Source organism: Gordonia sp. SMJS1, assembly GCF_029866425.1.
In the GTDB taxonomy this organism is placed as follows: domain Bacteria; phylum Actinomycetota; class Actinomycetes; order Mycobacteriales; family Mycobacteriaceae; genus Gordonia; species Gordonia hongkongensis.
Window position 1 is genome coordinate 2,577,330 of record NZ_CP123381.1, and the last position, 15,383, is coordinate 2,592,712.

At 68.2% G+C, this 15,383-nt stretch carries 13 protein-coding genes; 8 read left to right on the forward strand and 5 right to left on the reverse strand.

Features of this window, described 5'->3' with window-relative positions; all coding sequences use genetic code 11:
* The first annotated feature begins 26 nt into the window (after positions 1-26).
* Entirely contained in the window at positions 27-3,617 is a 3,591-nt protein-coding gene (metH, locus tag QAD21_RS11780; protein ID WP_068971561.1) for a methionine synthase, read from the forward strand.
* A 38-nt stretch (positions 3,618-3,655) separates the two neighbouring features.
* On the forward strand, positions 3,656-4,423 hold the full coding sequence (locus tag QAD21_RS11785) for a crotonase/enoyl-CoA hydratase family protein (protein WP_068971560.1): 768 nt from the start codon (positions 3,656-3,658) through the stop codon (positions 4,421-4,423).
* Positions 4,424-4,880: 457 nt separating this feature from the next.
* Here the strand turns inward: QAD21_RS11785 and QAD21_RS11790 are convergent, their stop codons facing one another.
* The gene (locus tag QAD21_RS11790; protein WP_068970056.1) at positions 4,881-6,503 is read right to left on the reverse strand and encodes an HNH endonuclease signature motif containing protein; all 1,623 of its coding nucleotides are present in this window, start codon (positions 6,501-6,503) and stop codon (positions 4,881-4,883) included.
* A gap of 217 nt (positions 6,504-6,720) precedes the next feature.
* Entirely contained in the window at positions 6,721-7,644 is a 924-nt protein-coding gene (locus QAD21_RS11795; RefSeq protein ID WP_068970057.1) for a manganese-dependent inorganic pyrophosphatase, read from the reverse strand.
* Positions 7,645-7,781: 137 nt separating this feature from the next.
* On the opposite strand from QAD21_RS11795, the gene QAD21_RS11800 reads away from it, so the two are divergent.
* A complete protein-coding gene (locus QAD21_RS11800) occupies positions 7,782-9,212 on the forward strand; it encodes an MFS transporter (protein ID WP_068970064.1) in 1,431 nt (476 codons plus the stop codon).
* On the opposite strand, the gene QAD21_RS11805 is transcribed toward QAD21_RS11800, so the two are convergent.
* Entirely contained in the window at positions 9,125-9,979 is an 855-nt protein-coding gene (locus QAD21_RS11805) for an alpha/beta fold hydrolase (RefSeq protein ID WP_068970058.1), read from the reverse strand. The genes QAD21_RS11800 and QAD21_RS11805 overlap by 88 nt on opposite strands.
* A 118-nt stretch (positions 9,980-10,097) precedes the next feature.
* Here QAD21_RS11805 and QAD21_RS11810 point away from each other — a divergent pair, with 118 nt between their 5' ends.
* The 5 genes from QAD21_RS11810 (at position 10,098) to hisG (ending at position 13,380) form a co-directional block, all read left to right on the forward strand.
* On the forward strand, positions 10,098-10,568 hold the full coding sequence (locus tag QAD21_RS11810; RefSeq protein ID WP_068970059.1) for a CinA family protein: 471 nt from the start codon (positions 10,098-10,100) through the stop codon (positions 10,566-10,568).
* Between the two features lie 64 nt (positions 10,569-10,632).
* A complete protein-coding gene (locus QAD21_RS11815; RefSeq protein WP_058250424.1) occupies positions 10,633-11,433 on the forward strand; it encodes a helix-turn-helix transcriptional regulator in 801 nt (266 codons plus the stop codon).
* Positions 11,434-11,501: 68 nt separating this feature from the next.
* On the forward strand, positions 11,502-12,185 hold the full coding sequence (locus QAD21_RS11820; RefSeq protein WP_277242961.1) for an HAD family phosphatase: 684 nt from the start codon (positions 11,502-11,504) through the stop codon (positions 12,183-12,185).
* Positions 12,182-12,445: a phosphoribosyl-ATP diphosphatase gene (locus QAD21_RS11825; protein ID WP_014926729.1), complete on the forward strand. Its 264-nt coding sequence runs from the start codon at positions 12,182-12,184 to the stop codon at positions 12,443-12,445. The genes QAD21_RS11820 and QAD21_RS11825 overlap by 4 nt, the downstream gene beginning before the upstream one ends.
* 89 nt (positions 12,446-12,534) lie before the next feature.
* Positions 12,535-13,380 carry an ATP phosphoribosyltransferase gene (hisG, locus tag QAD21_RS11830; RefSeq protein WP_058250425.1) on the forward strand — a complete coding sequence of 282 codons (846 nt, stop codon included), beginning with the start codon at positions 12,535-12,537 and terminating at the stop codon, positions 13,378-13,380.
* 78 nt (positions 13,381-13,458) lie between these two features.
* Here the strand turns inward: hisG and QAD21_RS11835 are convergent, their stop codons facing one another.
* Both QAD21_RS11835 and QAD21_RS11840 read right to left on the reverse strand, forming a co-directional pair.
* Positions 13,459-14,304 carry a thioesterase family protein gene (locus QAD21_RS11835; protein WP_068970060.1) on the reverse strand — a complete coding sequence of 282 codons (846 nt, stop codon included), beginning with the start codon at positions 14,302-14,304 and terminating at the stop codon, positions 13,459-13,461.
* Positions 14,305-14,371: 67 nt separating this feature from the next.
* On the reverse strand, positions 14,372-15,256 hold the full coding sequence (locus QAD21_RS11840) for a RecB family exonuclease (RefSeq protein WP_068970061.1): 885 nt from the start codon (positions 15,254-15,256) through the stop codon (positions 14,372-14,374).
* Between the last annotated feature and the right edge of the window lie 127 nt (positions 15,257-15,383).

Genomic DNA, 15,383 nt, shown 5'->3' on the forward strand with positions numbered 1-15,383 from the left:
AGAGAGGGCGAACTACGCTGTCAACCATGTCCCCTGACTTCTCCGGAACCGATCCACGCGATTTCGACACGACATTTCTGTCGGCGATGTCGCGTCGGGTACTGATCGGCGACGGGGCGATGGGCACCATGCTGCAGGCCGCGGATCTGACGCTCGACGATTTCCGTGGCCTCGAGGGTTGCAACGAGATCCTCAACGACACCCGGCCCGACGTCCTCGAGGGCATCCACCGTGCGTACTTCGAGGCCGGCGCCGACGCCGTGGAGACCAACACCTTCGGGTGCAACCTCTCGAATCTGGGCGATTACGACATCGCGGACCGGATCCGGGAGCTGTCGTACAAGGGAACGACGATCGCGCGCGGCGTCGCCGACGAGATGGGTCCCTCGGCCGACGGCACCGACCGTTTCGTCCTGGGTTCGATCGGGCCGGGCACCAAGCTGCCCAGCCTCGGCCACACCACGTATGCGGCCATCCGCGACGCCTACCTGGAATGCGTCATCGGCATGCTCGAGGGCGGTGCCGACGCGATCCTGATCGAGACCTCGCAGGATCTGCTGCAGGTCAAATCGGCGGTGGTGGCCGCCCGCCGTGCGATGGAGCGGGTGGGCCGCAGGATCCCGATCATCTCCCACGTCACGGTCGAGACGACCGGCACGATGCTCCTCGGCTCGGAGATCGGTGCCGCGCTGACGGCGCTGGAGCCGCTCGGTATCGATCTGATCGGCCTGAACTGCGCCACCGGTCCCGCCGAGATGAGCGAGCACCTGCGGTACCTCTCCAAGCACGCGCGCATCCCGGTGTCGGTGATGCCCAATGCCGGTCTGCCGGTCCTCGGTGCCAACGGCGCCGAGTACCCGCTGACGCCCGAGGAACTCGCGCAGGCCATGTCGCAGTTCGTGGGCGAGTTCGGCCTGCAGTTCGTCGGCGGCTGTTGCGGCACGACACCCGAACACATCCGGCAGGTCGCGGACGCGGTGTCCGAGGTGACCCCGGCGACCCGGACCCCGGAACACGAGTCGGAGACGTCGTCGCTGTACTCCGCGGTGCCCTTCGACCAGGACGCCAGCTTCCTGGTGATCGGTGAGCGCACGAACACCAACGGCTCCAAGGCCTTCCGCGAGGCGATGATCGCCGAGGACTACCAGAAGTGCCTCGACATCGCGAAGGACCAGACACGCGACGGCGCGCACATGCTCGACCTCAACGTCGACTACGTCGGTCGCGACGGCGCCGCCGACATGACGGCCCTCGCCAGCCGGTTCGCCACCTCGTCGACGCTGCCGATCATGCTCGACTCCACCGAGCCGGAGGTCATCCGAGCCGGTCTGGAGTCGCTGGGCGGGCGCTGCGCGGTGAACTCGGTCAACTACGAGGACGGCGACGGACCGGATTCGCGGTTCACCAAGATCATGCAGCTCGTCGTCGAGCACGGGGCGGCGGTCGTCGCGCTCACCATCGACGAGGAGGGGCAGGCGCGTACCGCGGACTGGAAGGTCCGGGTGGCCGAGCGGCTGATCGCCGACATCACCGGCAACTGGGGACTCGCCGAAGAGGACATCATCCTCGACACGCTGACCTTCCCGATCTCGACGGGTCAGGAAGAAGTCCGACGCGACGGCATCGAGACCATCGAGGCCATCCGCCGGCTGCACGAGGCCCACCCCGACGTGCACTTCACGCTGGGCATCTCGAACATCTCCTTCGGGCTCAATCCCGCTGCGCGACAGGTGCTCAACTCGGTCTTCCTGCACGAGTGCGTACAGGCCGGCCTCGACACCGCGATCGTGCACGCGTCGAAGATCCTGCCGATGGCCCGGATCCCGGAGGAGCACCGCGAGGTCGCCCTCGACCTCGTCTACGACCGTCGACGTGAGGGTTACGACCCGCTGCAGAAGCTCATGGAGCTGTTCGAGGGTGTCTCGGCCGCCTCGGCGCGTGAGTCGCGGGCCCAGGAACTGGCGAAGCTGCCGCTGTTCGAGCGCCTGGAGCGCCGGATCGTCGACGGTGAGCGCAACGGTCTGACCGACGACCTCGACGAGGCGATGACCCAGGTCCCGCCGCTGACGATCATCAACGACACGCTGCTGGCCGGGATGAAGACCGTCGGCGAACTCTTCGGTTCGGGCCAGATGCAGCTGCCGTTCGTGCTGCAGTCCGCCGAGGTGATGAAGACCGCGGTGGCGCATCTCGAGCCGCACATGGAGGCCACCGGCGAGGACGGCAAGGGACGCATCGTCCTCGCCACCGTCAAGGGCGACGTGCACGACATCGGCAAGAACCTCGTCGACATCATCCTGTCCAACAACGGGTACGAGGTCGTCAACATCGGCATCAAACAGCCGATCGCGACCATCCTCGACGTCGCCGCGGACAAGCGGGCGGACGTCATCGGGATGTCCGGGCTGCTGGTCAAGTCGACCGTGGTGATGAAGGAGAACCTCGAGGAGATCAACTCCCGCGGGCTCGCCGACGAGTACCCGGTCCTCCTCGGCGGCGCCGCACTCACCCGCTCCTACGTCGAGAACGATCTCTCCGAGACCTACGAGGGCGACGTGCACTATGCGCGTGACGCTTTCGAGGGTCTGCGCCTGATGGACGACATCATGGCGACCAAACGCGGCGGGGGACCCGACCCGGACAGCGACGAGGCGAAGGCCGCGGCGGAGAAGGCCGCCGAACGCAAGGCCCGCCATGAGCGATCGAAGCGCATCGCGGCCAAGCGCAAGGCCGCCGAGGAACCCGTCGAGGTGCCGGCCCGCTCGGATGTGGCCGCCGACAACGAGATCCCGACCCCGCCGTTCTGGGGGTCGCGGATCGTCAAGGGCGTCCCGATCGCGGACTACATGCAGCTCCTCGACGAGCGCGCGCTGTTCCTGGGTCAGTGGGGTCTTCGGGGCGCCCGCGGTGGTGACGGGCCGTCGTATGAGGACCTCGTCGAGACCGAGGGCCGTCCGCGACTGCGGTACTGGATCGATCGCCTGTCGACCGAGAACATCCTGCAGCACGCCGCGGTGGTCTACGGGTACTACCCGGCGGTCAGCGACGGCGACACCGTCCACGTGCTCACCGAGCCGGAACCCGATGCGCCGGTGCGGTTCAGCTTCACGTTCCCGCGTCAGCAGCGGTCGCGGTTCCTGTGCATCGCGGACTTCATCCGGTCCCGCCCCGACGCGACGGCCGCCGGAAAGGTCGACGTGCTGCCGTTCCAGCTCGTCACCATGGGACAGCCGATCGCCGACTTCGCCAACAAGCTGTTCGCCGACAACGCCTACCGCGACTACCTCGAGGTACACGGCATCGGCGTGCAGCTGACCGAGGCGCTCGCCGAATACTGGCACCAGCGGGTGCGCAGCGAACTCGCGTTCGGCGACCGCACGATGGCCAGCGAGGACCCGGAGAACGCCCAGGGCTTCTTCGACCTCGAATACCGTGGCGCGCGTTTCTCGTTCGGTTACGGCGCCTGCCCCGACCTCGAGGACCGCGCGAAGATGATGGAGTTGCTCGAGCCAGGGCGGATCGGCGTCGAATTGTCCGAGGAGTTGCAGTTGCATCCCGAGCAGTCGACCGACGCGTTCGTGTTGCACCATCCGGAGGCGAAGTACTTCAACACCTGACGTACTTCGCCACCGGATCGAGGGACGGGGGACAGGCGATGACGGTTCTGGAGCGGTCCGAGGGGCCGGTGCGGATCATCGGGATCGACCGGCCGGATCGGCGCAACGCCGTCGACCGGGCGACGGCCGATGCGCTGGCGGATGCCTTCCGGCGGTTCGACGCCGACGACTCGGTGTCGGTCGCGGTGCTCTACGGCGAAGGCGGGACCTTTTGCGCCGGAGCCGATCTCAAGGCCATCTCGGACGGTGACCCGAATCGGGTGGCACCCGACGGTGACGGTCCGATGGGCCCGACGCGGATGACGTTGTCCAAGCCGGTCATCGCGGCGATCTCCGGGCACGCCGTGGCCGGCGGACTGGAGCTGGCGCTGTGGGCGGACCTGCGTGTGGTCGACGACGACGCCGTCTTCGGGGTGTTCTGCCGTCGCTGGGGTGTCCCGCTGATCGACGGTGGGACCGTTCGACTTCCGCGTCTGATCGGCGAGAGCCGGGCCATGGATCTCGTGCTGACCGGCCGGGCGGTACCCGCCGATGAGGCGCTGTCGATCGGGCTCGCCAATCGCGTCGTGCCGTCCGGGACCGCGCTACCGGCCGCGATCGCGCTGGCCACGGAGATCGCCGCGTTCCCGCAGACGTGCATGCGCCAGGACCGGCTGTCGGTCCTCGAGCAGGACGGCCTGGACACGGACGCGGCCATCGCCAACGAACTCCGACACGGCATGGTCTCGCTCGCCACCGACACCCTGGCCGGCGCAAGCAGATTCGCCGGCGGCGCGGGCCGGCACGGTGAGGGTGTGGGGAGCTAGACGATCCGACGCATGCGGAACGTCTCGACGCGCCAAGCTACTCACCAGCCCCTGCTCCCGGATCCGAAAGAACGCCCTGCCCCGCTCCCTGAGGAGCGCCCGGAGCTTGCGGAGGGCGACGGCCGACCAACCCCGCTCCCTGAGGAGCGCCCGGAGCTTGCGGAGGGCGACCAACCCCGCTCCCTGAGGAGCGCCCGGAGCTTGCGGAGGGTGCGTCACGAAGGGTCTTCGCAACCCGACTCGCTTGGACCCTTCGTGACGGCCTCCGCAAGCTCCGGCCTCCTCAGGGAGCAGTAAATGGGCTCGCACCGCGCGCAACGGTTCTTTCGTAGTCCTCGACGGCCGCCAGGCCGCAGACACTGAGGTATGAGGAGCGATAGCCGCCGGGCCGAGCAAGGGACGAAGGAGCGCGTCGAGGTCGACGAGCTACGACGGGTCCTCTTGCGCTGTAGCGCAGTCAGTTGCGTGCGAGGTACTCGGCTAGGAATGCTTCGACGAGGGAGGGTCGGAGCTGTCGTTGGCCGGGTCGGGGTGGTCTCACGTCGATGACGTGGCTGGTTCTCGACCATGATCGACGCGCGTCGTCGTGGTGCCGGTTGTTCGGGCGCGCGTGATCGCCGGACCGCGTTGGTGGCCCGTGGATCTGCTCGCGCACGGTGTTCAGGTGTTGTGTGAATCGCCGCGGGATGTCGGGTCGGCGGTTGAGGCGTTCGGGGTTGGGTGGTGCGCCGGGTTCGGCGTTGAGTCGCCAGAGGCAGCGGCCTTCATCGGGTCCAGAGCGTTCGATGTGGGTGGTGTACTGGCCGGGATTGTCGCCGACCATTCGGTTGTGGCGTGGGCAGGCGGGGGCGAGGTCGTCGATGTCGGTGAGACCACCCTTCGCCCAATCCTTGTGGGCGTGATGCATGTCGACGTGGGTAGCGGGCTGATCACACCCGGGCGCCGAACATACTTCACCGTCAGGGCGGGCGAAGGAGACGAGGCGCTGTTCACGGGTGGCGAGACGCTTTCCCCGCCCGAAGTGCAGCGGGACAGCGGTGGCGTCTTTGAAGATCGCCAACCACGGCTGGACCTCACCGGCCATCGCGATCAGGTCCGGGATGGGCAGCACGGTGCCGGTCGCGGTGGTCGCGAGACCGGCTTCGCGGATCAGGTCGCCGAGGTCGGCTTTGACGATCAGTTGCACGGGCAACCCGCGGTGCGACTTTCCAAGGGTCCCGTCGGCGAAACATGCGGCCAGGGCGGCGTCGAGCGCGTCGTGATTGATCTGCGCGGGAGTACGGCTGTCACGGTCGGCTGCGGTGGTCAGGGCGTCGGGGTCAGCGGCCCCGGCCGGTCCGGACGGTGAGTGGGGGTCGTCGGGGTTGTTGAGTCCGGGTTTACCCCAGACCGCGAACATCATCGTCAACCGGGCGGCGAGTTCGGGGGTGAGGGTGCCCGAGATCTTGGCGGTGCCATCGGCGCGTTGCCGACCGATCCACAGGTTGCGGCGTCGTTTCTGGTCGGTGTCATCAGCCAATGTGCCGTCGGGATCGAGATGGGCCAGCAGCCGGGCACCGAGTTGGGTGATGTCGGCGGGTGTGTGGTCGGTGGCGATCTCCGCCATCTGTCGCTCGGCCGCGACTTTCACGTCGTGGTCGATTCCGTGGGGGATCTGGTCGAGGACATCGAGGGCGGCCTGCACGTGCGCGGAACCGACCGCTCCTGCGGCGAAAGCCTCAGCCAGGGTCGGGTTTTCGGGTTCCAGTATGTCGCCGCCGAGGCTGGTGCGGGTCGCGGTGGCGTCCATTTGCTTACGGCGTCGCATCGGGTTCGACACTCGTAGCCGGTGGGTCATGTACTGCATGAGTGTTCGGCACCCGGCTTTGCGGGGCAGGTCGCGGGCCTCGACCTGATCGATCTGCCGGTCACCGGCAACAGTCAACCGTGCGATCGCTTTCTCGGTATCGGCTGCCACTTCGGCCAACTCGGCATCGGTGCACGGCCCCAGGTCGACCGTCTGCAACTCGTCCACGATGCGGTGGAGGTCGGCAATCAACTCGACGGCACGCGGCTGCGGCGTCGCTGATACGTCAGACATGGCCACCCCCCAAGTACCGTAGCTGCGAATGTACGTTCGAGTGTACACCACAGCCGGCATCTCGCAACCCGAAAGTTTCTGTTGTGCAACGGTATTCGTCGGGACAACTTGTCGGTGCTGTGTGGTAGATGGGGGGCGCCTGTTTGCGTTGTCCTCGAATTATGTTGTTACGAGTCCTCTCTCGACAGCGGATGTGCGCGGGGAGGCCAGAGACCGCTCAGACGTCCAGCACTTCGGTCAACTGCGGGACGATCTGCTTCTTGCGCGAGACGACGCCTTTGCCGAAGGCATGGCCGTCCGCCACGGTGACCCCGAGTGCCTGTTCGACCGCCGAGGCGGGTTCGCCGACCACCAGCAGATCCGAGTCGGCCTTGATCACATCGGTGATGAGCAGGAGGTAGAGGTCGTAGCCGGCTGCCTCCTTCTCGGCGGTCATTGCCGTCAGGAACTCGTCGCGACGGTCGAGTATCTCGGCGGAGTCGACCGTGGTGATCTGCGAGACCCGCACCGTCTTCGGCCCCATTTCGAAGCTCTTGGAGTCCCGTCCGATGATCGCCGACACCGGCTCGTCGCCGAGCGCGGTCCCGGCCCGTAGAAGCGCGTCGCCGTACTCGTCGACGTCGACGCCCGCGATCGCGGCGAGCTCCGCGGCGGCGGCACGGTCAGCGTCGGTGCAGGTGGGGGAGTTGAACAACAGGGTGTCGGAGATGATCGCCGACAGCATGATGCCCGCCTCTGGGCGCGGGATCTCGACCCCGTTCTCCGCATACATCCGGGTGAGGATCGTGCAGGTGCATCCGACCGGTTCGACGCGCATGTACAGCGGCGCAGCCGTCTCGAAATTGGCGATCCGATGGTGGTCGATGACTTTCAGGACGGTCACGTCGGTGATGTCGGCGACGCTCTGCTGGCGCTCGTTGTGGTCGACGAGCATGACCTCCGCCGGCGCGGCCGTTTCGATGACGCGCGGTGCGTCGAGTCCGAAATGGTCCAAGGCGAAGGCGGTTTCGAGACTCGGCCGGCCCAGGGCGACGGCCTCGACATCGCTGCCCAGCGCGGCTTCGAGGTGGGCGAGGCCGATCGCAGCCCCGATGGCATCGGTGTCGGGGTTGCGGTGTCCGAACACCAGGATCTTCGACATGGGACCTCGGCTTTCTCCTCGGCGGTGCGCGTGGGCCCAGACTACGACGATCCCGGCGCCTCGCGGTCTCGTTCCCGGTGGGCATGATCCTCACCGGGTCGGCGCCTGCCCCGGGGTCGGCGTTCTACATTGGCTCCATGTCCACGACCGGGCGTCGATGCGTCATCCTGGTCGTCTGCTGTCTGAGCATGTTCCTCGTCGGCCTCGACATCTCCGCGGTCAACGTGGCGCTGCCGTCGATCGGTGCCGATCTCGACGCCACGCCGTCTCAGCTCCAGTGGGTGGTCGACTCGTACACGCTGGTCGTCGCGAGCCTGCTCATCCTCGGCGGCACCACCGGCGACCGGCTCGGTCGCAGACGCATCTTCGGGGTCGGCCTCGCGATTTTCGGAACCGGGTCGGTGCTCTGCGCGGTGTCGCCGACACCGGAGGTGCTCATCGCGGCCCGGGCTGTCCAGGCGGTCGGTGGCTCGATGCTGAACCCGGTGGCCCTGTCGATCGTGACCACTGTGTTCACCGAGCCGAAGGCGCGTGCGCGGGCGATCGGTTTGTGGGGAAGTGCATTCGGGGCGAGTCTGGCCTTCGGCCCGGTCGTCGGTGGTGCGCTGGTCTCCGGCCTGGGCTGGCAGGCGATCTTCGTGCTCAATGTCCCGGTGTGCGTGCTCGCCCTCGTTCTCAGCCGGCGGTACGTCCCCGAGTCGAGGGCGCCACAGCCTCGACGGGCCGATGTGGTGGGTCAGCTGCTGATCCTCGTGCTGTTGGGAACCGTGACGTTCGGGATCATCGAAGGGCACGTGCTGGGCTGGGGGTCCGGCGTCATCGTCGGCTGTTTCGCGGTCGCTGCGTGCTCGTCTGTGGTTCTCGTCTGGTACGAGTTGCGCCGCGACGAGCCGCTCCTGGACCCGCGGTTCTTCGGCAGTGTGCCGTTCACCGTCGCGGTCGTGTGCGCGGTCATCGCGTTCGCGGCGACCGGCGGGTTCCTGTTCCTCAACACCCTGTACCTGCAAGAGGTACGCGGACTGAGTCCGCTCGGCGCGGGTCTGAGGCTGATCCCGATGGCTCTGGCCGCCGCGTGCTGCGCGCCGGTCTCGGGACGCCTCGTCGCCGCGCGGGGGTCCCGGCCGCCACTGTTCGCGGGCGGGATCGGGATGGCCGCGGGCGGAGTGCTTCTCCTCGGCGTCGGACCGGATACCCCGTTCACCTACCTCGGCTCGGCCTACCTCGTGTTCGGCATCGGCTTCGGACTGGTCAACGCGCCCATCACGAATGCCGCGGTGTCGGGCATGCCGCGGACCCAGGCGGGACTCGCCTCCGCGATGGCCTCCACCGGGCGCCAGGTCGGGACGGCGCTGGGCGTGGCGGTGTCCGGTGCCATCGCGTTCTCTGGACGGGTGGGAACGGTGGCCGACGACCTGAGCGCCACCGCACGACCGTTCTGGATGGTGGTGTCACTGTGCGGCATGGCGATCGCCGTGCTGGCCTATCTCGCCACCGGCGCCTGGGCGGAACGAACCGCCGTGCGCACACGCGACCGCGTCGAGTCCCGATCGGGCTCCTGGACGGCGTGAGATTCCCACCATCGCGCGATCAGCTCGACGATCCCGTCAGGCGTCCGCGTCCATCCGAGGTGCGTCGCGACGCCCCCGGCCGGACCGTCGGAGGCCCGGTAACACAGTGTCGACATCGCGTCCTTGTCGAACGCCGCGTCGTAGGCGTCCGCGGCGCGGCCGGACACCACCTCGTCGTCGTGCAACCGGATCGACAACGCTCGCACCGCGATTCGGGAGTCGAGTGCGAACGGCGCCCACCCGGTCAGCACCATGCGCGCCCATTCCCGCATCAGCGTGCGCGGCGTCGGACCGCCGAAGCCGCGTCGTGGCCACCGGCCGAGCACCGCCGCGACCGGCGTCACCGACGCGGCCAGTGCGGCGAGCGGGATTCCGCGTGCGCCGTAGTGTCGGAAGTGGGGGACCGAGGCGCCGATCGCCACGATCCCGTCGGGAGCACGATCGGTCCGTGACGTCACGATCGCTGCCAGCTGTGCACCCAGGCTGTGACCGAGCACCAGGACCCTCGTCTCCGGGGTTTCGGTCCGGGCGGCGGTCACGGCGTCGGCCAGGTCGTCCGCCTCGTCGGCATAGGACCAGTCGGAACGTCGAGACGGTGGCTCGCTTCCCTCCTCGATCCCTCGCCGAGGGACGATCACGACGTCGAATCCGGCTCTGCTCAGGGCCTCCGTCAAGCGCCGGTACACACGCGCCGGCACTCCCATCGCCGGCGAGATCAACACCGTCGTGTGCCGTGTGCGAACGGGGTCGTTCTCGATGCGGGTCATGTCCCCAACGTCTCGCACCCGCGCCGCCGGCACCACTACCTACCAGGTAGTCGTTTCAGGGCGCGGCCCTGTGGATACCAACCAGGGATGGTCGACGCGGACACGGAGGGAGCGACAGATGTCGGATGTGAGTGACTTCTCGGAGACCTGCAAGCGCGTGGCGGACGCCGCGATGGAAGCAGGCGTCCGGATCGCGGTCGCCGAATCGCTGACCGGCGGGAACCTGGCAACCGAACTGAGCAAGGCGCCGAACGCGGGTACGTGGTTCCGCGGCGGGGTCGTGGCCTACCACAAGGACGTCAAGTACGACCTGCTCGACGTGCCCGAGGGGCCGGTCGTGAGCGAGACCGCGGCGCGCGCGATGGTGGCATCGACCGCTCGGTTGTTCGACGCCGACCTCGTCGTCGCGGTGACCGGTGAGGCCGGTCCCGAACCCGACGAGGCGGCACCGGGAACGGTGTGGTTCGGACTGGATCACCGCGGCCGCGTCAGCGCCTCCCGGGAAGTGTTCGACGGTGAACCCGAAGAGGTCCTCGCCCAGACGATCGGACACTCGTTGGAGTTGCTCGAGTCCTGTCTGCGGTCTTGATCGCCGGACGACCGTTACCCGTGAGGTAGTCGCCGCGCTCCCGCCCGGGACCTACCATGACCCCATGACCGTCGAGGTGGGAAGCATGCTGCGGCAGTGGCGCTCTCGCCGCTCGCTGAGCCAGCTGGATCTCGCCTACGAGGTCGGTGTCTCGCCGCGTCACCTCAGTTTTGTCGAGACCGGCCGGTCACGCCCGAGTCCGGCGCTGCTCGAGGCGCTCTCCGAGCGGCTCGATGTTCCACTGCGAGAACGAAATTCGCTGCTCCTCGCTGCCGGGCACGCACCCCGCTACAGCGAGGAACCGCTCGACTCGGACACGATGGCCCACGTCCGGTCGTCGGTCCAGCGATTGCTCGACGCCCACAACCCGAACATGGGCATGGCGCTCGACCGGACCTGGAACGTCGTGCTGGCCAACGACACCGCGCTCACCCTTCTCGAGTTGTTGCCGCCCGAACTGCAGACCGGACCGGTCAACCTGTTCCGGGTGTCGCTGCATCCGGACGGATTCGCGCGGGCCACGCACAACTTCGACGAGTGGGCGACCTACCTGCTCGAGTTGCTCCGGCGGATGGCGCGTATCACCGGCGATCCGCGCCTCGCCGACCTCGAACGGGAGGTCTCGGGATATCCGACCGTCGCCGCACTCGACGGACGTCTCGCCCGCGACCGTGCCGGAGTCGGGGGACAACCGCAGTTGCTGGTGCCGTTCCGGCTCGCCCTCGGCGACCAGGTGCTGTCGTTTTTCAGCACCCTCACGACGTTCGGCTCCCCACGCGATGTCACCCTCGAGGAGCTGACCATCGAGCTGTTCTACCCCGCCGACGAGCCCACCGAGCGGTGGGTTGCGATGATGCAGGGGTGACCGACACCGCCCCCACCGTCTCCACCGCCGGCCCCACCTCACCGTCGGGTGCGCGACTCCCCGCTGCCGTGCTGTGGGACATGGACGGCACGCTGCTCGACTCCGAACCGATCTGGGACGTCGCGATGGCGGAACTGGCCGCCCGGCACGGCATCGTCATGTCACCGGAACTCCGCGAATCCACTCTCGGGAACTCGCTGGCGGACGCATTGGCGAAGGTGCATGACGCGGCCGGTCTGTCCGCCGCGGAGCGCGATCCCGATGCCGACGGACGCTGGACTCTCGATCGGGTCGCCGAACTGTTCGCCGACGACCTGCCGTGGCGTCCCGGCGCAGCCGAAGCACTCGACCTGGTGGCCGGGGCAGGGATCCCCATGGTGCTGGTGACGAACACGGTGCGGGAGTTGACCGAGGTGGCCCTGGAGACCATCGGGCGTGGACGATTCACCACGACGGTCTGCGGCGACGAGGTGGCGGTGGGCAAACCCGCGCCCGACCCCTACCTGCGCGCGGCGGAACTGCTCGGTGTCCCGTCGGCCGACTGTCTGGCCGTCGAGGACTCGCCGACCGGCGCCCAGGCGGCATCGGCGGCCGGATGTCCGACGCTCGTCGTCGAGTCCGCGGCACCGGTCGAGCCGGGCCGGTTGCGCGTCTTCCGGACCAGTCTTGTCGGGCTGGACCTCGACGATGTCGCCGGTGCATGGACCGGCGGTCTCGCGCGCATCTCCACATGCAAAAATGAGGAATCGTGAAGACTTTCGAGGAGCTGTTCGCCGAACTCAGCGACAAGGCGCAGAGCCGTCCCGAGGGTTCGGGTACCGTCGCCGCCCTCGACTCCGGCGTCCACACCCTGGGCAAGAAGATCATCGAAGAGGCGGGTGAGGTCTGGCTCGCCGCCGAACACGAATCCGACGAGTCGCTCGGCGAGGAGATCTCGCAGCTCGTCTACTGGCTGCAGGTGATGATGATCAAGCGGGGACTGACGCTGCAGGACGTGTACCGACATCTGTGACCGGTTGACCCGGTCCGGACACAGTCCACACGACACAGTTCTGCTCCATCCCCGCGCCCGCAGGCGCACTCCACGAAAAGGACAACGAGATGCTGAGAGTGGCCGTACCCAACAAGGGTGCGCTCTCCGAATCCGCGTCGGCCATCCTCTCCGAGGCCGGCTATCGCCGCCGGACCGACGCCAAGGACCTCACGGTCCTCGACAACAACAACGACGTCGAGTTCTTCTTCCTGCGTCCCAAGGACATCGCGATCTACGTCGCCTCCGGCCGGCTCGACCTGGGCATCACCGGACGTGACCTCGCCCGCGACTCCGGCGCCGAGGTGGGCGAACAGCTGGCCATGGGCTTCGGCTCGTCGACCTTCCGTTACGCGGCTCCGGCCGACCAGCAGTGGGCGGTGGCCGATCTCGCGGGCAAACGCATCGCCACGTCGTACCCGAACCTCGTGCGCGAGGACCTGGCCGGTCATGGCATCACCGCCGACATCATCCGGCTCGACGGTGCGGTCGAGATCTCGATCCAGCTCGGTGTCGCCGACGCGATCGCCGACGTCGTCGGTTCCGGTCGCACGTTGCGTCAGCACGGCCTGGTGGCGTTCGGTGAATCGCTGTGCGATTCCGAGGCGGTCCTGATCTCCCGGCGCGACGCCGACCTCACCAAGGCCGAACGGCAGTTCGTCGCCCGAGTGCAGGGCGTGGTGTTCGGACAGCAGTACGTGATGATCGACTACGACTGCCCCCGTTCGCTTCTCGATCGGGCGTCGGCGCTCACGCCGGGCCTCGAGTCGCCGACCGTGGCGCCCATGGCCGACCCGGACTGGGTCGCGGTCCGCGCAATGGTGCCCCGCAAGGACCACCAGAACCTCATGGACGAGCTGTCCGAGCTCGGCGCCAAGGCCATCCTGGCGACGGACATCCGGTCCTGCCGGTTCTAGCGGAGGCAGATCCACCCATTTTCGGCAAACCCACCAGCTGCGAGCTGGTGGGTTTGCCGATCAGTGGTGGGTTTGTGGCTATTGCACCGCGCTGAGCATCACCGTCTGGGCCGACCGGCCGATGTGGCCGGAGGCGTCGTAGAGGTCGGCGAAGGTGCTGCCGAACCCGTCCGGACCGGCGATCATGTGGGCGTCGATGCCGACCCACGGTCCGCTCGGGACGCGCGTCAGGTGCACGGTGGTGTCGGTGTTCATCCACGTCCACCGATTCGGGCGGAGTCGGGTGCCCAACCCGTTGGCGACGTCGATGACGGTGAACATCGATTCCAGGTCCTCGGTCTTCTCGTCGGCGACGAGCGGGATCGCCGGCCGCAGCCATACCGCGGGAGTCGAGCCGTTGCGTCCCTCGGCCCGGACCGACTCGATGGTGCCGATGAACCCGAGGGTGCCCCAGTCGACGGCCTCGCCGTTGTCGTCGGAGAAGCCGATCACCGCCTTCGACTCGTCCGGTCCGGGCGTCAGGGGATCGGGACCGTTCGCGATCTCGGCGGTGTCGGCGACGCGGAGCCGCCACCCCACCGAGCGGGCGGCGGCGCGGAACGTCCCGTCGGCCTGCTGCACCTGCAGTTCGGTCTCGACGAGGCTGATCTGGCGGCCCGGCCGCACGACCCGGGCGGCGACCCGGTTGACGCCCAGCCCGACCGGGCCGAGGATCTCGGTGGTCACACGCGTGAAGTGCTGAGCCGGGTCGGGCTCGCACCGCAGCAACGACCGCATCAGGAGGGCCGACGGGGGACCACCGTGCTGCATCGTCGGCGACCACACGCTCAGCGTCGCCTCGGTCGGGCGGAAGTACTCGAAGTCGCCCTCGTCACGGGCAGCATCCGACGGGGCATCGATGGGTTCGTAGTACGAGTTCTCCACCCGAGTCACTCTATGACTGCCGACATAATGGGTCGGGGCGGGGGCGTCCCGCGGACGTCGGGGCTGCTCAGACTGCGAAACCCGCCGGGGGACCGGGGTACGGCGGGATGACGCCCCCGAACTCCGGACACCGGGCGCGGTGCTCACAGAACTTGCACGACCACGACTTCTTCGGCCGGAAGTCGCCCGAGGCCACGGCCGTGCGGATCGCCTGCCAGATCGCGCGCAGGGTGCGCTCGAAGCGGAGCAGCTCGTCACGGTCCGGGCGATAGATCAGCTGTTGCCCGTCGGAGAGGTACATCAGCTGCAACCGGGCGGGAACGACCCCGCGGGTGCGCAGGATCGCGAGCGCGTAGAACTTCATCTGGAACAACGCCTTGGCTTCGTACGCCTCACCCGGCGACCGCCCGGTCTTGTAGTCGACGACGCGTATCTCGCCGGTCGGCGCGACGTCGATGCGGTCGATGAACCCCCGCATGAGCATGTCGTCGGCGTCGATCTCGACGTGTTCCTCCACCGCGTCGGCGTCGAAGGCGGTCGGGTTCTCCATCGTGTAGTAGGTGGCGATGAGCTTGTGCGCATCGGCGAGGAACGCGGCCTGGCCACCTTCGCCGATGACCTTCGCGAGCTCGGGGTCGCCCTCGCACATCGCGGCCCAGGCGCCTTCGACCAACAACTCGGCCGAGTCCTGGGTGCGGAGCTCGGCCGGGAGGTCGAACAGATTCTCCAGCGCGGCATGGACGACGGTGCCCCTGGTCTGCGCGGTGGTGGGGGTCTCCGGGAAGCGGTCGATCGCACGGTAGCGGTAGAGCAGTGGGCACTGCTTGAAGTCCGCGGCGCGGGACGGCGACAGCGCCAGCGGGCGCCCGACGATCCCTCGCGCCTCCGGGTCGGGGCCGCCCGGGGTCCCTGTCGGGGTCGTGCTGGGGGAGGCGTCTCCGACTCCGGTCATCGTGCTCACCCTTCGCAGGGTAGGCGCCGGGCCCGACAGTCCGAGGTCCCGACACTCGGGTCCGCTCGCCGGCCACCCGGGCGGCGCCCTCCCCGCAGCGACACGAGGCAGGACCGGCCCACCTCGT